Genomic DNA, 20,227 nt, shown 5'->3' on the forward strand with positions numbered 1-20,227 from the left:
GTCTTTTTTATTGGAGAACACTACATGCCGTCATTCGACGTGGTATCCGAACTGGACAAACACGAAGTCACCAACGCCGTTGAAAACGCCGTCAAGGAACTCGACCGTCGTTATGACCTCAAGGGCAAGGGCAGTTTCGAGTTCAAGGAGAAGGACCTGACCGTCAACCTGACCGCCGAGGCCGACTTTCAGCTTGAGGCAATGATCGAGATCCTCAAGCTGGCCCTGGTCAAGCGCAAGATCGACGTTCAGTGCCTTGAGGTCAAGGATGCCTATGCCTCGGGCAAGCTGATGAAGCAGGAAGCCGTGCTCAAGGAAGGCATCGACAAGGAACTGGCGAAGAAAATCGTTGCTCATATCAAGGACGCCAAGCTCAAGGTGCAAGCCGCCATCCAGGGCGAGCAAGTACGCGTCACTGGCAAAAAGCGTGATGACTTGCAGGAAGCCATCGCGGCACTGCGGGGCAAGGAATTCGGCATGCCTTTGCAGTTCAATAACTTCCGCGACTGATACCCGGTGCACAGAGGCATTGTGGGGAGCGGGCAAACGCTCTTTCACAATGCTTCGCCCGGTCTTTCGTGGTTATGGCAATAGAAGGAGAGGTAGATGGACTTGAACGCTGAAGTGGACAACTTGATCAAGGCGTCCGAGGCCTGGATCCCCATGATCATGGAGTATGGCAGCCGGGTGCTGCTGGCGGTGGTGACGCTGGCCATTGGCTGGTGGCTGATCAACAAGGTAACCCGCAAACTCGGCGGGCTGTTGGCACTGCGCAATGCCGACCTGGCGCTGCAAGGGTTCATCAGCAATCTGGCGAACATCATCCTCAAGATCCTGCTGATCGTCAGCGTGGCGTCGATGATCGGCATTGAAACCACCTCGTTCATCGCGGCCATCGGTGCGGCAGGCCTGGCGATCGGCCTGGCATTGCAGGGCAGTCTGGCGAACTTCGCCGGTGGTGTGTTGATTCTGTTGTTCCGCCCGTTCCGCATCGGTGACTGGATCGAAGCTCAAGGCGTGGCTGGTACGGTCGACAGCATCCAGATCTTTCACACCGTGATTCGCACTGGTGACAACAAAACTGTCATCGTGCCCAACGGCAACCTGTCGAACGGCATCATCACCAACACCAATCGCCAGCCGACCCGCAAAGTCGTGTTCGATGTCGGCGTGGATTACCAGGCCGACCTGCAAAAGGCTCGCGAAGTATTGTTGGAGCTGGCCAAGGACGAGCGTGTACTGGCCGATCCAGCGCCTGAGGCGGTGATTTCCACCCTGGGCGACAGTTCGATCACGGTGTCGTTGCGGGTATGGGTCAAAACGGCCGATTACTGGAGCGTGATGTTCATGTTCAATGAACAGGCCCGGGATCGTTTGAAGGACGCGGGAATTGATATTCCGTTTCCGCAGCGGGTTATTCGTATGGTCCACGAAGGGGCTGCGCAGTAACGCTTTGAATGCATGAGCTGATTGTTAGTTAGCTTGCTAATTACGAAGTTGCTTTTAAGCTGACCTGTAATGGGCACAAAAAAACCGCTCACCTGAATCAGGTGAGCGGTTTTTTATTTGTTGCCGGTGTAACTATCGAATGACCGCTGAATTACAAGATGCTCAGAGGGTATTCGACGATGAAGCGGAAGTCGTTGTTGTCGTTGCCAACACCGGTGCTTCCACGATAGAACGCGCTACGAACGCGGAAAGACAGGTCTTTGGCTGGACCGCTTTGCATAACGTACTTGGTTTCGATGTCGAGCTCGTGTTCTTTTGCGTCATCGTTAGTGCCGGTGTCAATGTTGTCACCGGTGATGTAACGAGTCATGAAGCTCAGGCCAGGAACGCCGTAGGTTTTCATGTTCAGGTCGTAGCGAGCCTGCCAGGAGCGTTCGTCTTTATTGTTGAAGTCGGAGTACTGGACGGAGTTGGCGAGGAAAATAGTGCCGTTGCCGTCAGCGCCATATTTGTAGCCTGCGTCGCCGGTTGAGCGTTGGTGAGCGAGGGTGAATTTGTGGGCGCCAAGGCTGTAAGCCGCTGCGAGGGACCAGATGCGGTTGTCAGCCTCACCGGCGAGCTCTTGACCTTCGCCCTTCGTGTCGTAGCCGTTGAAGTCGAAGTTCAACGACTGATCTTCGTTGATTGGAAGGGTGTAGTTGAGGTTGAGGTATTTCTTTTTGTAGAAATCTTCAATATCGGAAGCAGCTACACCACCTACAAAATTGTCGGTGAACTGATAGGTTGCACCAGCAATGTTAGCGGATTTAAGGCCGGTGCCGTTGATGGTGTCGCGGCCCATGGCAGTCTGATCGCTCAGGGAGGTGAAGCGACCTGCGCTCAGTTCCAGGCCCTTGATTTCGTTGCTGGTGATCAAGGTGCCGGTGGCAACTTCCGGCAGCAGGCGGCTGTCGTCGGTGGCGAACACTGGGCTGCTGGTGAACTGGTTACCGTATTTCAGGACTGTGTCGGACAGACGGAATTTAACCGCGCCGCCAGCCTTCGATTGAGTCTTTTCCAGATTGTCACTGCTGTCCTGGGCGAACAAGCCGTTACCAGCACGACCAGTGCCGCCGTCGAAGCGGACGGAGCCCAATGCGAAAGCGTCAACGCCTACGCCGACGGTACCTTGGGTAAAGCCCGACTCGTAGATAGCGCGTACGCCGAGGCCGGCTTCTTCACGATAACTTTGTTCGTCGCTATCGTTGTTCTTCCAATCACGATTCATGTACAGCATACGGCTCAGAACGTTCAGGCTCTGATCTTCAAAAAAGCCCTTGGATTCTTCCTGGGAAGAGGCCATTGCGAACTGCGAGGTACTGGCCGAAACAGCCAGTGCGATCATGCTCCACTTCATCACGCGCATCGTGATTTGCTCCTTTGGTTTTTAGAAGAGTCTTGCCGTCCCACCTGTTTTTTTATCTGGGCGGCTCTTTCTTTTTGTGTCGGCGCGAACTTATATCACGACGACATTCATTGGCGATACTTGCCCATCCAATCTTTCAGCTTCTTTACGACCCTGTCGCCAATGGCTCGATCCATGTCGTATTTGGGCTGTTCCGGCGCAATCGGACTCACAACTCGAAGTTGCTTCTTTTTTTCCGGCGTCGGTGTAAAGAGTCCTTTGTTACTGCGCTTGAAGCTCCCTGTGGGCAACCTTGCCACTTTATTTATAGGCCCGCAGGTTTTCGCTTCCGGCGATGCCCTGCAGGCGATATGGGGATGAATGCAACAAGCATGCTCAAACCCGGATTTTGTTCACGTTTTTTTCACATTCTCCATTTTTGCATGGTGAAACCTCATGAAACCGGGCTCCAAAGGCCTTGTTTTAAATGAGGTTGACTGCTGTGGCGCTCTCGTGTTTAGAACCGCTAAACGCTGCGAGACAACCAAAAACGTTACCGGTTCACCCTCTCAGTGAGTAGATCACGGATGCTTCGTGCACTGAGCGTAGACGCGTTGTGCTGTTTTGGTGCAAAAAATCTCTACCTTGTACGAAAATTTTACAGGCTCAGTGCAAGAGGCAGTGCTCGCAGCGCCCGTCTCAGGCCTATGTGTTACCGGCCGCGCTGAGTTGGTGCGCGTACTGGAAAAAAAGCCTCGGACAGGGTCATGACAGTACGCAGTGAACCCTTCGACGTTCAAGGGTATGCTGCGGCTCTATGTCCCCCTCAGGCCCGCTGAGTCGGGCAAAATCGATAACCAGCGAGGAGTGCGCGCGGTGTTTGCTTTAGATCCACAACTGCAACAAGACACGTTAGTCATGGGTGACTTCCCGCTGTGCCGGTTGCTCTTGTCCAACGATTCCAATTACCCGTGGTTCATCCTCGTGCCGCGACGGGAAAATATCAGCGAATTGTTTCAATTGGATGACGCCGACCAGCGGCAGCTGTGGAAGGAAACCACGGCCCTGGCCGAAACCCTCAAGGACTCCTTCAATGCTGACAAGCTGAACGTTGCAACCTTGGGTAACGTCGTCAGTCAGTTGCACATGCACGTCATCGTGCGCAAGCGTGATGACGCGGCCTGGCCAGCGCCGGTCTGGGGCAAACACCCGGCCAGGTCGTATACTGCTGAACAGGTGAAGGTCATTCGCGACCGATTGCGAGCGGCCCTGACCGATGATTTCAAGTTTCTGGAGGGTTGAAACCATGAACCTTGAAGAGCGTGTAACGGATCTGGAAAGTCGCCTGGCGTTTCAGGATGACACTATCCAGGCATTAAATGACGTGCTGGTGGAGCAGCAGCGAGTGGTCGAGCGTCTGCAGCTGCAAATGGCCGCGTTGCTCAAGCGCCAGGAAGAGATGGCCGGGCAATTCGAAACCTTCGAAGAAGAAGCGCCTCCGCCTCACTACTGACCGACCGGAACGACAGGCAATAAAAAACCGCGAGCAGCCAGGCTGCATCGCGGTTTTTTTACGCTTGGGATCAGCGGCGCGGTAGCGCGGCGATCACATCTTCGGCCTGCAGGCCCTTGTCGCGGTTCATCACGGAGAACTCCACGCGCTGGCCTTCGACCAGAACGCGGTGGCCTTCACCACGAATGGCTCGGAAATGCACAAAGATGTCATCGCCGGAGTCGCGGGAGATGAAACCGAACCCCTTGGAAGTGTTGAACCACTTCACGGTGCCGGTATCGCGGTTGGACATGTCGTAGTTTTGCGGTGCGGCGGCCGGTGACGACTTCTTGTAGAAGCTGACAGCCAGGTGCAATGCCACGGCGAGCAGTGATGCGGCCAGGCTGAACAGCACGGCCGGTTGACCGGCGATTTGCGGCATGGGTGCCAGCAGGGTCAGGGTTTGCAGGGCAACGGCCAACACCAGCAAGGCGCTGACCAGGTTTTGCAGTTGATGACGTGGGCCTTTGTTCCAGTAGGGGATAACAGGTGCAAGGGTCAGGTTGAGCAGGCCGAAAAAGGCCAGGTAAAGCGCATCGGGATGTTGCAGGTAAGGCGTGGCTTCGGAACCCAGGCTAGGGATGAAGGACAGCAGCAGGGCAGCTGCGCCCATTAGCAAGTGGACGATTTTCAACATTTTGATTGACTCACGGTTAAGACGGATCACAAGGAAGAGCTGATCGGGGCGGTTCGCTTCGGAACAATAGAGAGGCGTTGGACACATTCCCGAATCAGCCTATGCGCCATGCCCGGAAAAATAGGCGTAGCGACACACTGCCTATTTAACAGCAAAGCCCCGACCTTCTCAAACCCGTTACGGGGGGCGGACCGCGCTGTTCGTCGGCGCAAGGTATCAGGCAAGGGCGTGAAATCTCCCGCCTCGTCGGAACCGTCCGGTGTTGCGGCTTGTCGGTTCAGGAGGGCTGGCGATTTGTCGCAGGCTGGCGGCGGTAACACCGGCTAGAGTGCAAGGGCCGCTGTCGAATTCATCACCGCAGGAGATCAACCAACATGGCAATTGATATCGGGATCAGTGAAGAAGATCGCAAATCCATCGTCGAGGGGCTTTCACGGCTGCTGTCGGACACTTACGTTCTGTACCTCAAGACCCATAATTTTCACTGGAACGTCACGGGGCCGATGTTTCGCACCCTGCACCTGATGTTCGAGGAGCAATACAACGAACTGGCGCTGGCGGTGGACCTGATTGCCGAACGCATTCGTGCCCTCGGCTTTCCTGCGCCGGGCGCTTACGCCGTGTATGCACGCTTGTCTTCTATCAAGGAAGAAGAAGGCGTGCCTGGCGCCGAAGACATGATCCGCCAGTTGGTCGAGGGGCAGGAAGCCGTGACGCGTACGGCCCGTAGCATCCTTCCTTTATCGGACAAGGTCAGTGACGAACCGACCACCGATCTGCTGACCCAGCGCATGCAGGTCCATGAAAAAACCGCATGGATGTTGCGCTCGCTGCTGGAAGACCGGTAAGCGCCGGGCCGGGCGATGACGGAGGGGCTGGCATTATCGCTGGCTCTTTGTGTAGGACGTCGTAATTCGTCGCCTGCCTGCTGCTGGCTTGTCCTACGCCGATGGTCATAAAGTCATCTGGATCTGGCGATGCCGTTGAGCTTCCATAGAGCCACAGATTGGTTGTTCCAATTGAGAGGTTCGTATGGCAAAGGAGTGTCAACGGTATGATTCAAGGAAAGGAACCCGGGGAGGGTGTGCATGGGCGCTTTCAGCCCATTACCATCGACCCGTTCGTCCGGGGGTTCGACATGCAACTGGCCCGGCCCCTGTCCCGATCGATCCGCCTGAACGGGTTCGCCACCTGTCTTCGGCTCGAGCAGGTCTATTGGGATATTCTCGGTGACATGGCCCAGCTCAACAGCTGTTCCATCAGTACTCTGCTGTCCCATGTGGACCGGGAAGTGCACCTGCGCCATGGCGGGGTACGCAACTTCAGCGGTTTAGTGCGCGTGGTTTGCGTGGTGCACAGTTTGAAAGAGGCTGGGACAGCGGTCGTGGGGCGACATTGGCGTGATGAATGCGTGGCGCCTGTCAGTGGCTGAGACCGACCGGTAACGGCCTGTGCCGTCTTACGGCTGCACAGGCCGCATTTAATGGATATAATCCCGCTCTTTGCCGCAAAGCCCAGCCTTTGCGCGAGTAACCTGATCGCCGAGACAACCCCCATGCCGATGTACGACTATCAATGTGCTTCCTGTGGTCATCAGATGGAAGCCATTCAAAAGATCAGCGCGGCACCGCTGGTCGACTGCCCTGCCTGTCAGGCGCCGGAACTGAAAAAGATGCTGTCCATGCCAGGTTTCCGCCTCGGTGGCACCGGCTGGTATGAAACCGACTTCAAGACCGGCGCCAAGAAGAACCTGGCCGGTGGCGACAAAGCTGACTGAGTTGAACACGCGCGAGCTCTTGCACGGGCAGGGCCTCCAACCGAATTTCGAATTACGAGAAGTGAAACCACTACCATGATGCGCAGCCATTATTGCGGCCAACTGAACGAAAGCCTGGAAGGTCAGGAAGTTACTCTTTGCGGATGGGTCCATCGTCGCCGTGACCATGGCGGGGTGATTTTCCTCGATATCCGTGATCGTGAAGGCCTGGCCCAAGTGGTGTTCGACCCGGACCGCGCTGAAACCTTCGCCGCCGCCGACCGCGTGCGCAGCGAATACGTGGTCAAGATCACCGGCAAGGTACGCCTGCGTCCGGCCGGTGCCGGCAACGCCAACATGGCCTCGGGCATGATCGAAGTGCTGGGCTACGAGCTGGAAGTGCTCAACGAAGCGGAAACCCCGCCGTTCCCGCTCAACGAATACTCCGACGTGGGCGAAGAAACCCGCCTGCGCTATCGCTTCATTGACCTGCGTCGCCCGGAAATGGCCGAGAAGCTGCGTCTGCGTTCGCGCATGACCACCAGCATCCGTCGTTACCTGGACGAGAACGGCTTCCTCGACGTCGAGACGCCGATCCTGACCCGTGCAACGCCGGAAGGTGCTCGCGACTACCTGGTGCCAAGCCGTACCCACCCCGGCAGCTTCTTCGCCTTGCCGCAATCGCCGCAGCTGTTCAAGCAACTGCTGATGGTGGCCGGCTTCGACCGCTACTACCAGATCGCCAAGTGCTTCCGCGACGAAGACCTGCGTGCCGACCGTCAGCCTGAGTTCACTCAGATCGACATCGAGACCAGCTTCCTCGACGAAAAAGACATCATGGGCCTGACCGAAGGCATGATCCGCAACCTGTTCAAGGAAGTGCTGGGTCTGGAATTCGGCGAGTTCCCGCACATGACCTTCGAAGAAGCCATGCGCCGCTACGGTTCCGACAAGCCGGACCTGCGCAACCCGCTGGAACTGGTGGACGTGGCCGATCAGCTCAAGGAAGTCGATTTCAAGGTGTTCAGCGGCCCGGCCAACGACCCGAAATGCCGGATCGCGGCCCTGCGTGTGCCAGGCGGGGCAAGCATGCCGCGCAAGCAGATCGACGACTACACCAAGTTCGTCGGCATCTACGGTGCCAAGGGGTTGGCGTACATCAAGGTCAACGAGCGCGCGGCGGGTGTTGACGGCCTGCAATCGCCGATCGTGAAAAACATCCCTGAAGCCAACCTGAACGTGATCCTCGATCGCGTGGGCGCGGTTGATGGCGACATCGTGTTCTTCGGCGCTGACAAGGCCAAGATCGTCAGCGAAGCCTTGGGCGCGCTGCGCATCAAGCTGGGTCACGATCTCAAGCTGCTGACCTGCGAATGGGCGCCGATGTGGGTCGTCGACTTCCCGATGTTCGAAGAGAACGACGACGGCAGTTTCTCCGCGCTGCACCACCCGTTCACCGCGCCGAAGTGCTCACCTGAGGAGTTGGAGGCCAACCCGGCCACCGCTCTGTCACGTGCTTACGACATGGTTTTGAACGGCACCGAGCTGGGTGGCGGTTCGATCCGTATCCATCGCAAGGAAATGCAACAGGCGGTCTTCCGTCTGCTGGGCATCAGTGAAGCGGAACAGGAAGAGAAATTCGGCTTCCTGCTCGATGCTCTGAAGTACGGTGCACCGCCCCACGGTGGCCTGGCCTTTGGCCTGGACCGCCTGGTGATGCTGATGACCGGCGCCCAGTCGATTCGTGAAGTGATCGCGTTCCCGAAAACCCAGAGCGCGGCCGATGTCATGACCCAGGCTCCGGGTGTAGTGGATGCCAAGGCACTGCGCGAGTTGCACATCCGTCTGCGTGAACAGCCAAAGGCTGAGTAAGGCCGACACCTGAAGGCGCATCTTCGGATGCGCCTTTTCATTGGGGTCGATATTTCTGGTTGCCGGCTACTGTGCGAGCGCAGGGCGGGCAATGTTGCAAAGAGAAACCGGAGCGAGTTATGGCAGGTCATTCCAAGTGGGCGAACATCAAGCACCGCAAAGAACGTCAGGATGCCAAGAGGGGCAAGATATTCACCAAGTGGATCCGTGAGCTGACGGTCGCTGCCCGCCAGGGTGGCGGTGATCCAGGTTCCAACCCGCGCTTGCGCCTGGCCCTGGACAAGGCGCTGGGGGCGAACATGAGTCGCGACATCATCGACCGCGCTATCGCCCGCGGCGCGGGTGCGACCGAAGCCGATAATGTGGAAGAGCTGACCTACGAGGGTTACGGCCCCGGTGGCGTAGCGGTGATGGTCGAGTGCATGACCGACAACCGCAACCGCACCGCCGCCGCCGTGCGTCACGCCTTCAGCAAATGCGGGGGTAACCTGGGCACCGACGGTTCGGTGGCGTACCTGTTCGAGCGCAAGGGGCAGATCAGCTTCGCGCCGGGCCTCGATGAAGATGCCCTGACGGAGGCGGCCCTGGAAGCCGACGCCGATGACGTGGTCAGTCATGAAGACGGTTCCTTCGACGTGTTCACCTCGTTCGCCAGCTTCTACGCCGTGCGCAATGCCCTGGAGGCTGCCGGTTTCAAGCCGGCCGACGCGGAAATCGTCATGCAGCCGACCACCAGCGCCGAACTGGACCTGGAGGGTGCCGAGAAGGTGCTCAAGCTGATCGACATGCTCGAAGACCTGGACGATGTGCAGAATGTCTACTCTAACGCGGACATTCCTGAAGCGGTCGCTGAACAGCTTGGCTGATAGCGTTGTTGGTACAGCGATCTTGTTCAGTTATGCGTAGGTGCTTTATGTGGGAGCGAGCCTGCTCGCGATAGCGAGGGTCCAGCTTGCAAAGATGTTGCAGTGATACCCCTATCGCGAGCAGGCTCGCTCCCACAGATTCAAACACTTCATCTCCAAACCGTAGGCGTTATGACTTTAATCCTTGGTATCGACCCCGGTTCGCGCATCACCGGCTACGGCGTGGTTCGTGATACCGGGCGCGGCTGCGTGTACGTCGCGTCAGGCTGTATCCGCACCGGTGCCGGTGAGTTGCACGAGCGCTTGCAGATCGTTTATCGCGGCGTGCGTGAAGTCATCCAGACCTACGGCCCGGTCACCATGGGCATTGAAAAGGTCTTCATGGCGCGTAACGCCGATTCTGCCCTGAAGCTGGGGCAGGCTCGTGGGGCGGCCATTGTGGCCGGTGCCGAGGAGAACCTGGAAATCGCCGAATACACCGCGACCCAGGTCAAGCAGGCAGTCGTTGGAACGGGTGCGGCGAACAAGGAACAGGTGCAAATGATGGTGATGCATCTGCTGAAACTGGTCAGCAAGCCGCAGATCGATGCCTCCGACGCCCTGGCCATCGCCATTTGCCATGCCCATACCCGTTCCAGCCTGTTGCCGCATGGCCTGGGAGCCGCACGCAGTCGTGGCGGGCGCCTGCGTCTCTGATAGCATCAGCGCAATCTTTCGTGAGCCCGAGCATTTTGCGCCTGTGTCGTCGGCCTCCATGCTCTGGCCGTTACTCGCCAGCCCACGGCTGGCCTACGCCCAAGGATCTGAAACGTGATTGGACGCTTGCGCGGCACCCTGGCTGAAAAACAGCCGCCGCACCTGATTCTGGATGTAAATGGCCTGGGTTATGAGCTGGAAGTGCCCATGACCACCTTGTATCGCTTGCCGTCGGTCGGTGAACCGCTGACGCTGCACACCCATTTGGTCGTGCGCGAGGATGCGCAGTTACTCTATGGTTTCGTCGGCAAGCGCGAGCGGGATTTTTTCCGCGAGCTGATTCGTCTCAACGGCGTCGGTCCGAAACTGGCCCTGGCCTTGATGTCGAGCCTGGAAGTCGACGAACTGGTGCGCTGCGTGCAGTCCCAGGACACTTCGGCCCTGACCAAGGTGCCAGGTGTCGGCAAGAAAACCGCCGAGCGCCTGTTGGTTGAGCTCAAGGACCGTTTCAAGGCCTGGGAAGCGGTGCCGGCCATGTTCGCGCTGGTGCCTAACCAGCCGGACGCGCCAGCGCCCGCCGTCAGCGCGGAAAACGATGCGGTCACCGCACTGATCTCCCTGGGTTACAAGCCGCAGGAGGCCAGCAAGGCGATTTCCGCTATCAAGGAAAAAGGCTTGAGCACCGAAGACATGATTCGTCGTGCCCTGAAGGGAATGATTTAAGTGATTGAAGCCGATCGTCTGATCGCCGCCACGGGTGCCCCCCGTGACCGTGAAGAAGTACAAGACCGTGCGATTCGTCCCGTCAGTCTGGCCGATTACATCGGTCAGCCGGCGGTTCGCGAGCAAATGGAACTGTTTATCCAGGCGGCCCGTGGGCGCAGCGAGTCCCTGGACCATACCTTGATCTTCGGCCCACCCGGTTTGGGCAAGACCACCCTGGCCAACATCATCGCCCAGGAGATGGGCGTGTCGATCAAGAGCACGTCCGGGCCGGTCCTCGAGCGTCCGGGTGACCTGGCGGCGCTGCTGACCAATCTTGAGCCCCATGATGTGCTGTTCATCGACGAAATCCACCGGCTATCGCCGATCGTCGAGGAAGTGCTGTACCCGGCGATGGAGGATTTCCAGCTCGACATCATGATTGGCGAGGGGCCGGCGGCCCGTTCCATCAAGCTCGATCTGCCGCCGTTCACCCTGGTGGGCGCCACGACCCGCGCCGGCATGTTGACCAACCCGCTGCGGGACCGCTTCGGGATCGTCCAGCGCCTGGAGTTCTACAACAACGCCGATCTGGCGACGATCGTCGGCCGCTCGGCCGGCATTCTCGGGTTGCCGCTGGACCCGGATGGCGCTTATGAGATCGCCCGGCGGGCGCGGGGTACACCGCGGATCGCCAACCGGCTGTTGCGTCGGGTCCGGGATTTTGCCGAAGTTCGCGCCAAGGGCCACATCACCAAACCGATTGCCGACCTGGCGTTGAACCTGCTGGACATCGACGAGCGTGGTTTCGACCACCAGGACCGGCGCCTGCTGCTGACCATGATCGAGAAGTTCGACGGCGGTCCGGTGGGCGTGGACAGCCTGGCGGCGGCCATCAGCGAAGAGCGCCATACCATCGAAGATGTGCTGGAACCGTACCTGATCCAGCAGGGCTACATCATGCGCACCCCTCGCGGGCGTGTGGTGACGCGTCACGCCTATCTGCATTTCGGCTTAAACATCCCGACACGAATGGGTGAGATGCCGGTGGTAGACGAATTCCTCGATGCCGTGGACGATTGAACGACCTCTGTGCAGCGACTTTTTTCAGGTTCGTGCTGTCCCAGACGACACCCGGAGCGTCATTGCATTTCGAGAATGAAAAAACAGTTGCCTGGCCGATTGGCAACCTGAGGAGTAAGCACTAGAGTATGCGCGCGCAAAACGGGCTGGAGTCGTTCGCACATCGCTGTCGCGTTTATTACGAGGACACCGATGCCGGCGGCATCGTTTACTACGTCAATTACCTCAAGTTTATGGAACGGGCTCGAACCGAACGGCTGCGGGAACTGGGTTTTGCCCAATCCGCGCTGGTGGGAGAGGACCTGTTATTCGTCGTGCATTCCAGCGAAGCGCGCTACCACGCGCCGGCGCGACTGGACGACGAGCTTCTGGTAAGTGCCGATGTCATCGAATTGAACCGTGTCAGCCTGCGCTTCAAGCAGCAGGTCAGGCGGGCTACGGATAATGCGCTGCTCTGTGAAGGGCAGTTTCTGGTGGCCTGTGTGCGCACCCATAGTTTGAAACCCCGGGCCATTCCCGAAGCTCTACGTGCGGCCTTTGCCGGCGTGAGCGGCGCCGGTACATACTCAGAGCAGGAGATAAAGCGTGGAAGCTAACGTCGTCGACCATTCCTCCATGTGGAGCCTGGTCAGCAATGCCAGCGTTGTGGTGCAGTTGGTAATGCTGATCCTGGTAGCCGCATCGGTGACCTCATGGATCATGATCTTTCAGCGCAGCAATATGCTGCGCGCCGGTCGTCGAGCCTTGGAGAGCTTCGAGGAGCGCTTCTGGTCCGGTATCGACCTGTCCAAACTCTACCGCCAGGCCGGCAGCAACCCGGATCCGGACTCGGGGGTCGAGCAGATCTTCCGTGCCGGCTTCAAGGAGTTCTCCCGTCTGCGCCAGCAACCAGGCGTGGACCCTGAGGCGGTGATGGAAGGCGTGGCCCGTGCCATGCGCGTCGCCATCTCCCGCGAGGAAGAAAAACTCGAGCAGGGCCTGCCATTCCTGGCCACCGTTGGTTCGGTCAGCCCGTATATCGGCCTGTTCGGTACCGTCTGGGGGATCATGAACTCCTTCCGTGGCCTGGCCACTGCCCAGCAAGCGACCCTGGCCACCGTGGCCCCGGGTATCGCCGAGGCACTGATTGCCACCGCCATCGGTCTGTTCGCGGCCATCCCGGCTGTTATCGCCTACAACCGCTTTGCTGCCCGCAGCGAAACGCTGACCAGCCGTTACTACACCTTCGCCGATGAATTCCAGGCGATCCTGCACCGCAAAGTGCACACCAGCGAAGAATAAGCAGGTATTTCCCAATGGCTTTAATCGCTCGAGCCCGAAAAAAGCGCAAGCCGGTTGCCGAGATGAACGTGGTGCCCTACATCGACGTGATGTTGGTGCTGCTGGTCATCTTCATGGTGACCGCGCCGATGCTCAATCAGGGCGTGAAGGTTGATCTGCCCAAGGTTTCCAGTGAAGCCTTGCCGCAGGACAACGACACCCAGGTCCTGACCATTTCGATCAAGGCTGACAAGACCTACTACTGGAACCTTGGCAGCGAAGTCGACACCGAGAAGCAGCAGGACCGGGCCATGACCTTGCCGCAGATGACCGATGCGGTGACCAAGATCATCAACGCCGGCAACAGCAACGGCAAACGCACCCAGGTCTTCATTCGCGGCGACAAGACCGTCGACTACGGTGCGGTGATGGGCGCCATGGGCGGCCTGCAGAAAGCCGGGGTCGGTAATGTTGGCTTAATCACTGAGGCGCCCTGATGCAGCAACAGCGAGAGCCGTCCGCCTCGGAAAGCTACTTCTGGCCTAGTGTCTGGGCAATTGGCCTGCATGTGCTGGTGTTTGGCATGCTGTTCGTCAGTTTTGCCATGACTCCGGAGCTGCCGCCGGCCAAGCCGATCGTGCAGGCGACCCTGTATCAGCTCAAGTCCAAGAGCCAGGCCACCACGCAGACCAACCAGAAGCTTGCCGGTGAGGCGAAGAAATCCGCCGCGCGCCAGACCGAAGTCGAGCAGATGGAGCAAAAGAAGGTCGAGCAGGAAGAGATAAAAGCTGCGGAACAAAAGAAAGAGCAAGCGGCTCAAAAGGCCGAAGAAGCCAAGAAGGCTGACGAAGCCAAGAAGGCCGACGAGGCGAAGAAAACCGCCGAGGCCAAAAAGGCCGAAGAAAAGAAACTGGCTGATATAGCCAAGAAAAAATCCGAAGAAGAAGCCAAGAAAGCCGCTGAAGAAGAGGCCAAGAAAGCGGCCGCTGAAGAAGCGAAGAAAAAGATTGTCGAGGACGCGAAGAAAAAAGCGGCCGAAGACGCCAAGAAGAAAGCTGAAGCTGACGAGGCGAAAAAGAAAATCGCCGAAGACGCGAAGAAGAAAGCCGCCGCCGACGCCGCCAAGAAAAAGGCTCAGGACGCAGCGCGTAAATCCGCCGAAGAGAAAAAGGCCCAGGCCTTGGCAGATTTGCTTTCCGACACGCCGCAGCGCCAGCAGGCATTGGCTGATGAGCAGGGCGATGAAGTCGCCGGCAGTTTCGATGATTTGATTCGCGCCCGAGCGGCAGAAGGCTGGGCTCGTCCACCTTCGGCACGCAAAGGCATGACTGTAGTATTGCAAATCGGCATGTTGCCCGACGGTACGGTTACCTCGGTCAGCGTGGCCAAGTCCAGCGGTGATGGCCCGTTCGACGCTTCGGCGGTCGCAGCGGTCAAGAACATTGGGCGATTGACGGAAATGCAAGGAATGAAACCGAGCGATTTTGCTCCCTATCGTTCATTCAAGATGACATTCACACCTGAGGATCTAGCCTTGTGAGAAACCTTCTTCGATCAATGCTGGTCGTTATCTGCTGCCTGGCAGGGATAGCGGTAGCAGAGGAAAAGAACATTCTGGTCACCAGCGGCAGCGATCGGGCGACCCCGATCGCCGTCGTACCGTTCGGCTGGCAGGGCGGTAGCGTCCTGCCGGACGACATGTCGGAAATCATCGGTAATGACCTGCGCAACTCGGGTTATTACGCGCCGATTCCGAAGCAGAACATGATCAGCCTGCCGACCCAGGCCAGCGAAGTCATCTATCGCGACTGGAAAGCTCTGGGCGCCCAGTACCTCATGGTCGGCAACATTGTGCCGGCCGGTGGTCGCCTGCAGGTGCAGTACACCCTGTTCAACGTCGCCACCGAGCAGCAAGTGCTGACCGGTAGTGTGTCGGGCAGCGTCGATCAACTGCGTGACATGGCGCACTACATCTCCGACCAATCGTTCGAGAAACTCACCGGCATCAAGGGTGCGTTCTCTACCCGCATGCTCTATGTGACGGCCGAACGCTTCTCTGAGAAAAACACCCGCTATACCTTGCAGCGTTCAGACTATGACGGTGCTCGTGCAGTGACCCTGCTGCAATCGCGCGAGCCGATCCTGTCGCCGCGTTTCGCCCCCGATGGCAAGCGCATCGCCTATGTTTCGTTCGAACAGAAGCGCCCGCGTATTTTCATGCAACACATTGACACCGGTCGCCGTGAGCAAATCACCAACTTCGAAGGCCTGAACGGTGCGCCAGCCTGGTCGCCGGACGGTACGCGCCTGGCATTCGTGCTGTCCAAGGACGGTAACCCGGACATCTATGTGATGAACCTGGCTTCGCGGGCGATTTCTCGCGTGACCAACGGTCCCGGCATCAACACCGAACCGTTCTGGGGCAAGGATGGCTCGACCATCTACTTCACCTCCGACCGTGGCGGCAAGCCGCAGATCTACAAGACCAGCGCCAGTGGTGGTGGTGCCGAACGCGTGACGTTCGTCGGTAACTACAACGCCAACCCTAAACTGTCGGCGGACGAAAAGACCCTGGTGATGATCCATCGCCAGGATGGCTTTACCAATTTCAAGGTGGCGGCTCAGGATCTGCAGCGCGGTAGTGTAAAGATCCTCACTGATAGCACTCTGGACGAGTCGCCTACTGTTGCGCCCAACGGCACCATGGTAATCTACGCCACCCGCCAGCAGGGCCGGGGAGTCTTGATGCTCGTGTCCATTAATGGACGCGTGAGGCTCCCGCTTCCTACCGCACAAGGCGAAGTCAGAGAACCGTCCTGGTCCCCTTACCTGAACTGACGCGGCGCAATACGTTTTACTTAACACACTGGGGTTCATTAGGAGTTTCACGATGGAAATGCTGAAGTTTGGTAAATTTGCTGCGCTGGCTCTGGCCATGGCTGTAGCTGTAGGTTGCTCGTCCAAAGGCGGCGACAACGCCGGTGAAGGCGCTGTTGATCCAAACGCTGGTTACGGCGCTAACACTGGTGCAGTTGACGGCTCCCTGAGCGAAGAAGCTGCTCTGCGCGCAATCACCACCTTCTACTTCGAATACGACAGCTCGGACCTGAAGCCAGAAGCCATGCGCGCTCTGGACGTTCACGCCAAAGACCTGAAGTCGAACGGTGCTCGCATCGTTCTGGAAGGCAACACCGACGAACGTGGTACTCGTGAGTACAACATGGCACTGGGCGAGCGTCGTGCGAAAGCCGTTCAACGCTACCTGGTACTGCAAGGTGTTTCCCCAGCTCAGCTGGAACTGGTTTCCTACGGCGAAGAGCGTCCAGTTGCTACCGGCAACGACGAGCAGTCCTGGGCTCAAAACCGTCGCGTCGAACTGCGTAAGTAATTCGTCATGCGAACGTGCCGCCGTGCTGTAACTGTTCTGGCTCTCAGCCTCGCGCCGCTTGCGGTGTGGGCTGCGGTTCCCGTGGTCGATAATGATTCCGGCTATAACAATAGCGCAAGCAATTATCCGCCTGCAGGTTACGGTACGAGCGGCGCCTATGCCGGGGGAGGGGTTTCGGCCCCTGTCTCGGCACAGGGCCAGCTGTTCAACCAACTGCAGCAAATGCAAGACCAGATTTCACGCCAGCAAGGCGCGATTGAAGTTCTGCAAAATGAAGTTTCGCGCATGAAGCAGGAAAGCCTGGAGCGATACCAGGATCTTGATCGGCGCATAGGAACCGGCGTTGCACCTGCCGCGACTCCTGAGAATTCTCCAGCCGGTGGCGACTTGAACGCCCCTGGCGCAGCCGCAGGCGCGGGAGCAACTGCTCCGGCACCTGCAGCCGGCGGTGAGCCGGCTGATCCGGCGAAGGAAAAGCTCTATTACGATGCGGCCTTCGATCTGATCAAAGCCAAGGATTTTGACAAGGCCAGCCTGGCCTTTGCCGCTTTCCTTCGCAAATACCCTAACAGCCAGTATGCGGGCAACGCCCAATATTGGCTGGGTGAAGTGAACCTGGCCAAGGGCGACCTGCAAGGTGCCGGTCAGGCCTTCGCCAAGGTCTCGCAGCTCTATCCCAAGCACGCCAAGGTGCCGGACTCGCTCTACAAGCTCGCTGACGTGGAGCGTCGCCTGGGCCACACCGACAAGGTCAAGGGCATTCTGGAGCAGGTGGTGGCCCAATACCCGGGTACCTCAGCTGCCCAATTGGCTCAGCGTGACTTGCAGCGTATGTGAGGCTGTTTGATCCGTTTCGAAGAAACCCGCGCTTGTCGCGGGTTTTTTCGTTAGAATTCACGCCCTTTTTATGAAACACGCTTCTTGGGATCTGCGCGTTGGCGGGGTTGCTGGAAGTGCCTGACGGAGGCGGACAGCCTGTTTAGCTGTTACGCCCGTGGCGACTATGCAAGACACATTGAGAATTACCGAAGTTTTTTACTCGTTGCAGGGTGAAACGCGAACGGCCGGGCTGCCCACAGTATTTGTGCGCCTCACCGGTTGCCCGTTGCGTTGCCAATACTGCGACAGTGCCTACGCCTTCAGTGGCGGCACCCTGCGCAGCCTCGACGACATCCTTGAGCAGGTGGCCGGTTTTCGCCCGCGCTACGTCTGCGTTACGGGCGGCGAACCACTGGCGCAACCCAACGCGATCCCCTTGCTCAAGCGGTTGTGCGATGCCGGTTACGAGGTATCGCTGGAAACCAGCGGCGCCTTGGACATCGCACCCGTTGATCCGCGAGTCAGCCGCGTCGTCGATCTGAAGACCCCAGGGTCCAAGGAAGCCCATCGCAATCGCTATGAGAACATCGAACTGTTGACGCCCAACGATCAGGTCAAGTTCGTTATCTGCTCGCGGGAAGATTATGACTGGGCCGTGTCCAAGCTGATTCAATACGGGCTCGACCAGCGGGCTGGCGAAGTGTTGTTTTCGCCAAGTCATCATGACTTGAACGCCCGGGAGCTGGCGGACTGGGTGGTGGCGGACAATTTGCCGGTGCGCCTGCAATTGCAGCTGCATAAATATCTTTGGAACGACGAGCCGGGGCGCTGATATGACTGAACACTCGAACATTGCAGAAAAACGTGCCGTCATCCTGTTGTCCGGCGGCCTCGATTCCGCGACGGTCGTGGCCATGGCGCGTGCCGAGGGCTACCGCTGCTACACCATGAGTTTCGATTACGGCCAGCGCCACCGCGCCGAACTGCACGCCGCCGAGCGGGTGGCCCGGGACCTGGGTGTCGTCGAACACAAGGTGATCGGCCTGAACCTCAATGGCATCGGCGGCTCGGCCTTGACCGACAGCTCCATCGACGTGCCTGAAACTCCCAGCGAAGGCATCCCGGTGACCTACGTGCCGGCACGCAACACGGTGTTCCTGTCCCTGGCCCTGGGCTGGGCGGAGGTGCTGGGTGCCCGTGATATCTTCATCGGCGTCAACGCCGTGGATTATTCCGGCTACCCGGACTGCCGTCCGGAGTTCGTCGAAGCGTTCGAGCGTATGGCCAACCTGGCGACCAAGGCCGGTGTAGAAGGGCAGGGCTTCCGTATTCAGGCACCACTGCAGAATCTCAGCAAGGCCGACATCGTTCGGGCGGGGGTGAAGCTTGGCGTGGACTACGGGCTCACCGTTTCCTGCTATCAGGCTGACGATCAGGGGCGTGCCTGCGGCAAATGCGACAGCTGTCGCCTGCGTGCCGAAGGCTTCGCGGCGGCGGGTGTGAGCGATCCAACCCCTTATTTTTGATTTATTTCAAATTAGGTGTTGAATAGTCCTTAGAAATCAGTATTATACGCGCCACCACACAGCGGGTCGTTAGCTCAGTTGGTAGAGCAGTTGGCTTTTAACCAATTGGTCGTAGGTTCGAATCCCACACGACCCACCATTTTTAGCAGTTTTAAAAGTCTGGAAGGCCCACGAAAGTGAGGATTTCCGGATTTTTTTTTGCCTGTAGAAAACTCGCCGCTTGAAAACCGGAACCACCCGACGATTCGAGTGGTTCCCTGGGTTGTTAAAGCAAGCCGTCCTCGGCGCATACCTTCACGATCTGTTCGCGAAACCAGATGTTGGCGTTGTCCTGGCCGGGTTTCTCGCTCCACATCATATCCAGCGTAAAGTTCGGTAAGCCCACTGGTGGCCTGCGATGGCTGTATTTGCCTTCATCGCAGGTCAACGCCTGGATACGCCGAGGCAACGTCAGGATGAAGTCGGTTCCCGGAATCATATTCAGTGCTGCCACGTAGCTGTTGGCCCGAGCGACAATCTGTCGGTTGTAGCCTTGCCGGGCGAGCCAGCCGTCCACCATGTTGGTGTCGGAGGTCCAGGGCGTCGGAAAAACATGCTGGCAGGCGACGAACGCCTCCAGATCAAATTCCTCCCTGGGCAGTGAAAAGTCTTTATCGACCACGCAGACCAGTTCATCTTCCAGTAATACTTGCGAGCGCAACCCCTTCGCGCCGCGATGAAAGTTGGGGCCAAAACAAACAACCAGGTCGAATCGACCCTCCATCAATTCGTCAACCGGAATGTCTTTGTGAAATTTCGTGATGTTAATGATGACGGGGAAACGGCTGCCAATGAATCGTTTCACTAGCTGGGGAAGTATAAGAAGTTCGAAATACTCCGGGGCGCAAATATTGAATGTTATTTCTTTCTGCGTGGGGTCGAATGTTTGAATGCCGGAGTGGCATATATTTATGGTCTTGAGGATGTTGAGTACATGGCTGTACATGGCCGTGGCTTTGTTCGTGGGCCGCATGCCACTACGGGTATTGATGAATAACTCATCTTCGAAACTTGTGCGCAGCTTCTTCAGGCAGTAGCTCACGGTTGACTGGCTCACACAAAGGGTCTCGGACACCTCGGTGACGCTGCTTTGCTCATACACCGCGACAAACACCATCAGGTCCTGCATGTCCAGCTTTCTAAGCAAATTACTATTGAGCATAAGATCCTTCTCGGCGCAATCCATCAGCTAGCGTCC

24 protein-coding genes and 1 tRNA gene are annotated in these 20,227 nt (G+C 58.0%); 22 read left to right on the forward strand and 3 right to left on the reverse strand.

The window, feature by feature from the left end; all coding sequences use genetic code 11:
- Nucleotides 1-24: 24 nt before the first annotated feature.
- Nucleotides 25-510 (forward strand): YajQ family cyclic di-GMP-binding protein, encoded by a 486-nt coding sequence (locus tag HQ912_RS07040; protein ID WP_003205057.1) that lies wholly within the window; start codon nt 25-27, stop codon nt 508-510.
- Nucleotides 511-606: 96 nt separating this feature from the next.
- Entirely contained in the window at nt 607-1,449 is an 843-nt protein-coding gene (locus HQ912_RS07045) for a mechanosensitive ion channel family protein (RefSeq protein WP_047227078.1), read from the forward strand.
- 151 nt (nt 1,450-1,600) lie between these two features.
- On the opposite strand, the gene HQ912_RS07050 is transcribed toward HQ912_RS07045, so the two are convergent.
- On the reverse strand, nt 1,601-2,854 hold the full coding sequence (locus tag HQ912_RS07050) for an OprD family porin (RefSeq protein WP_047227077.1): 1,254 nt from the start codon (nt 2,852-2,854) through the stop codon (nt 1,601-1,603).
- An 855-nt stretch (nt 2,855-3,709) separates the two neighbouring features.
- Between HQ912_RS07050 and HQ912_RS07055 the strand changes: the two genes are divergently transcribed.
- Complete coding sequence (locus tag HQ912_RS07055) at nt 3,710-4,135, forward strand: HIT family protein (RefSeq protein WP_076383691.1); 426 nt, start codon at nt 3,710-3,712, stop codon at nt 4,133-4,135.
- A gap of 4 nt (nt 4,136-4,139) precedes the next feature.
- The gene (locus HQ912_RS07060; protein WP_047227075.1) at nt 4,140-4,346 is read left to right on the forward strand and encodes a SlyX family protein; all 207 of its coding nucleotides are present in this window, start codon (nt 4,140-4,142) and stop codon (nt 4,344-4,346) included.
- Nucleotides 4,347-4,416: 70 nt separating this feature from the next.
- On the opposite strand, the gene HQ912_RS27995 is transcribed toward HQ912_RS07060, so the two are convergent.
- Nucleotides 4,417-5,022 carry a cold-shock protein gene (locus tag HQ912_RS27995; protein ID WP_047227074.1) on the reverse strand — a complete coding sequence of 202 codons (606 nt, stop codon included), beginning with the start codon at nt 5,020-5,022 and terminating at the stop codon, nt 4,417-4,419.
- Nucleotides 5,023-5,396: 374 nt separating this feature from the next.
- Here HQ912_RS27995 and HQ912_RS07070 point away from each other — a divergent pair, with 374 nt between their 5' ends.
- The 18 genes from HQ912_RS07070 (at nt 5,397) to HQ912_RS07155 (ending at nt 19,129) form a co-directional block, all read left to right on the forward strand.
- A complete protein-coding gene (locus tag HQ912_RS07070; RefSeq protein WP_047227073.1) occupies nt 5,397-5,870 on the forward strand; it encodes a Dps family protein in 474 nt (157 codons plus the stop codon).
- A 206-nt stretch (nt 5,871-6,076) separates the two neighbouring features.
- Nucleotides 6,077-6,454: a ribbon-helix-helix domain-containing protein gene (locus tag HQ912_RS07075; protein WP_107321974.1), complete on the forward strand. Its 378-nt coding sequence runs from the start codon at nt 6,077-6,079 to the stop codon at nt 6,452-6,454.
- A gap of 123 nt (nt 6,455-6,577) precedes the next feature.
- Complete coding sequence (locus HQ912_RS07080) at nt 6,578-6,799, forward strand: FmdB family zinc ribbon protein (RefSeq protein ID WP_003178589.1); 222 nt, start codon at nt 6,578-6,580, stop codon at nt 6,797-6,799.
- Nucleotides 6,800-6,874: 75 nt separating this feature from the next.
- Nucleotides 6,875-8,650: an aspartate--tRNA ligase gene (gene aspS, locus HQ912_RS07085; RefSeq protein WP_092393309.1), complete on the forward strand. Its 1,776-nt coding sequence runs from the start codon at nt 6,875-6,877 to the stop codon at nt 8,648-8,650.
- A gap of 119 nt (nt 8,651-8,769) precedes the next feature.
- Nucleotides 8,770-9,516 carry a YebC/PmpR family DNA-binding transcriptional regulator gene (locus tag HQ912_RS07090; protein WP_076383693.1) on the forward strand — a complete coding sequence of 249 codons (747 nt, stop codon included), beginning with the start codon at nt 8,770-8,772 and terminating at the stop codon, nt 9,514-9,516.
- Nucleotides 9,517-9,687: 171 nt separating this feature from the next.
- Nucleotides 9,688-10,212: a crossover junction endodeoxyribonuclease RuvC gene (gene ruvC / locus HQ912_RS07095; RefSeq protein WP_030140802.1), complete on the forward strand. Its 525-nt coding sequence runs from the start codon at nt 9,688-9,690 to the stop codon at nt 10,210-10,212.
- A 114-nt stretch (nt 10,213-10,326) separates the two neighbouring features.
- Entirely contained in the window at nt 10,327-10,935 is a 609-nt protein-coding gene (gene ruvA, locus HQ912_RS07100; protein ID WP_058542614.1) for a Holliday junction branch migration protein RuvA, read from the forward strand.
- Complete coding sequence (gene ruvB, locus HQ912_RS07105) at nt 10,936-11,997, forward strand: Holliday junction branch migration DNA helicase RuvB (protein ID WP_047227069.1); 1,062 nt, start codon at nt 10,936-10,938, stop codon at nt 11,995-11,997.
- A 128-nt stretch (nt 11,998-12,125) separates the two neighbouring features.
- On the forward strand, nt 12,126-12,593 hold the full coding sequence (ybgC, locus tag HQ912_RS07110) for a tol-pal system-associated acyl-CoA thioesterase (RefSeq protein WP_047227068.1): 468 nt from the start codon (nt 12,126-12,128) through the stop codon (nt 12,591-12,593).
- Nucleotides 12,583-13,278, forward strand: coding sequence for a protein TolQ (tolQ, locus tag HQ912_RS07115; protein ID WP_047227067.1), 696 nt, complete (start codon nt 12,583-12,585; stop codon nt 13,276-13,278). The genes ybgC and tolQ overlap by 11 nt, the downstream gene beginning before the upstream one ends.
- 23 nt (nt 13,279-13,301) lie before the next feature.
- Nucleotides 13,302-13,754 carry a protein TolR gene (tolR, locus tag HQ912_RS07120; protein WP_160893274.1) on the forward strand — a complete coding sequence of 151 codons (453 nt, stop codon included), beginning with the start codon at nt 13,302-13,304 and terminating at the stop codon, nt 13,752-13,754.
- The gene (gene tolA / locus HQ912_RS07125; RefSeq protein WP_173406620.1) at nt 13,754-14,797 is read left to right on the forward strand and encodes a cell envelope integrity protein TolA; all 1,044 of its coding nucleotides are present in this window, start codon (nt 13,754-13,756) and stop codon (nt 14,795-14,797) included. The genes tolR and tolA overlap by 1 nt, the downstream gene beginning before the upstream one ends.
- A complete protein-coding gene (gene tolB, locus HQ912_RS07130; RefSeq protein ID WP_076383695.1) occupies nt 14,794-16,095 on the forward strand; it encodes a Tol-Pal system beta propeller repeat protein TolB in 1,302 nt (433 codons plus the stop codon). The genes tolA and tolB overlap by 4 nt, the downstream gene beginning before the upstream one ends.
- 52 nt (nt 16,096-16,147) lie before the next feature.
- Nucleotides 16,148-16,645, forward strand: a complete 498-nt coding sequence (gene pal, locus HQ912_RS07135) for a peptidoglycan-associated lipoprotein Pal (RefSeq protein ID WP_047227063.1) — start codon at nt 16,148-16,150, stop codon at nt 16,643-16,645.
- A gap of 6 nt (nt 16,646-16,651) precedes the next feature.
- Nucleotides 16,652-17,482: a tol-pal system protein YbgF gene (gene ybgF / locus HQ912_RS07140; protein ID WP_173406621.1), complete on the forward strand. Its 831-nt coding sequence runs from the start codon at nt 16,652-16,654 to the stop codon at nt 17,480-17,482.
- A 166-nt stretch (nt 17,483-17,648) separates the two neighbouring features.
- Nucleotides 17,649-18,296, forward strand: a complete 648-nt coding sequence (gene queE / locus HQ912_RS07145; protein WP_047227061.1) for a 7-carboxy-7-deazaguanine synthase QueE — start codon at nt 17,649-17,651, stop codon at nt 18,294-18,296.
- Nucleotides 18,297-18,315: 19 nt separating this feature from the next.
- Nucleotides 18,316-18,990, forward strand: a complete 675-nt coding sequence (gene queC, locus HQ912_RS07150) for a 7-cyano-7-deazaguanine synthase QueC (RefSeq protein ID WP_171061329.1) — start codon at nt 18,316-18,318, stop codon at nt 18,988-18,990.
- A gap of 63 nt (nt 18,991-19,053) precedes the next feature.
- A tRNA-Lys gene (locus HQ912_RS07155) sits at nt 19,054-19,129 on the forward strand.
- A 126-nt stretch (nt 19,130-19,255) separates the two neighbouring features.
- Here HQ912_RS07155 and HQ912_RS07160 read toward each other — a convergent pair.
- Nucleotides 19,256-20,191, reverse strand: a complete 936-nt coding sequence (locus HQ912_RS07160) for a LysR family transcriptional regulator (protein ID WP_047227126.1) — start codon at nt 20,189-20,191, stop codon at nt 19,256-19,258.
- Nucleotides 20,192-20,227 lie beyond the last annotated feature (36 nt).

Source organism: Pseudomonas sp. MPDS, assembly GCF_013283895.1.
In the GTDB taxonomy this organism is placed as follows: domain Bacteria; phylum Pseudomonadota; class Gammaproteobacteria; order Pseudomonadales; family Pseudomonadaceae; genus Aquipseudomonas; species Aquipseudomonas rhizophila.

What these genes read in the sequence shown, in the direction of transcription:
- HQ912_RS07040 (WP_003205057.1), top strand. Translation starts at nt 25, where the DNA reads ATGCCGTCATTCGACGTGGTATCCGAACTGGACAAACACGAAGTCACC.
- HQ912_RS07045 (WP_047227078.1), top strand. Translation starts at nt 607, where the DNA reads ATGGACTTGAACGCTGAAGTGGACAACTTGATCAAGGCGTCCGAGGCC.
- HQ912_RS07050 (WP_047227077.1), bottom strand. Translation starts at nt 2,854, where the DNA reads ATGCGCGTGATGAAGTGGAGCATGATCGCACTGGCTGTTTCGGCCAGT.
- HQ912_RS07060 (WP_047227075.1), top strand. Translation starts at nt 4,140, where the DNA reads ATGAACCTTGAAGAGCGTGTAACGGATCTGGAAAGTCGCCTGGCGTTT.
- HQ912_RS27995 (WP_047227074.1), bottom strand. Translation starts at nt 5,022, where the DNA reads ATGTTGAAAATCGTCCACTTGCTAATGGGCGCAGCTGCCCTGCTGCTG.
- HQ912_RS07070 (WP_047227073.1), top strand. Translation starts at nt 5,397, where the DNA reads ATGGCAATTGATATCGGGATCAGTGAAGAAGATCGCAAATCCATCGTC.
- HQ912_RS07075 (WP_107321974.1), top strand. Translation starts at nt 6,077, where the DNA reads ATGATTCAAGGAAAGGAACCCGGGGAGGGTGTGCATGGGCGCTTTCAG.
- HQ912_RS07080 (WP_003178589.1), top strand. Translation starts at nt 6,578, where the DNA reads ATGCCGATGTACGACTATCAATGTGCTTCCTGTGGTCATCAGATGGAA.
- aspS (WP_092393309.1), top strand. Translation starts at nt 6,875, where the DNA reads ATGATGCGCAGCCATTATTGCGGCCAACTGAACGAAAGCCTGGAAGGT.
- HQ912_RS07090 (WP_076383693.1), top strand. Translation starts at nt 8,770, where the DNA reads ATGGCAGGTCATTCCAAGTGGGCGAACATCAAGCACCGCAAAGAACGT.
- ruvC (WP_030140802.1), top strand. Translation starts at nt 9,688, where the DNA reads ATGACTTTAATCCTTGGTATCGACCCCGGTTCGCGCATCACCGGCTAC.
- ybgC (WP_047227068.1), top strand. Translation starts at nt 12,126, where the DNA reads ATGCGCGCGCAAAACGGGCTGGAGTCGTTCGCACATCGCTGTCGCGTT.
- tolA (WP_173406620.1), top strand. Translation starts at nt 13,754, where the DNA reads ATGCAGCAACAGCGAGAGCCGTCCGCCTCGGAAAGCTACTTCTGGCCT.
- pal (WP_047227063.1), top strand. Translation starts at nt 16,148, where the DNA reads ATGGAAATGCTGAAGTTTGGTAAATTTGCTGCGCTGGCTCTGGCCATG.
- ybgF (WP_173406621.1), top strand. Translation starts at nt 16,652, where the DNA reads ATGCGAACGTGCCGCCGTGCTGTAACTGTTCTGGCTCTCAGCCTCGCG.
- queE (WP_047227061.1), top strand. Translation starts at nt 17,649, where the DNA reads ATGCAAGACACATTGAGAATTACCGAAGTTTTTTACTCGTTGCAGGGT.
- HQ912_RS07160 (WP_047227126.1), bottom strand. Translation starts at nt 20,191, where the DNA reads ATGCTCAATAGTAATTTGCTTAGAAAGCTGGACATGCAGGACCTGATG.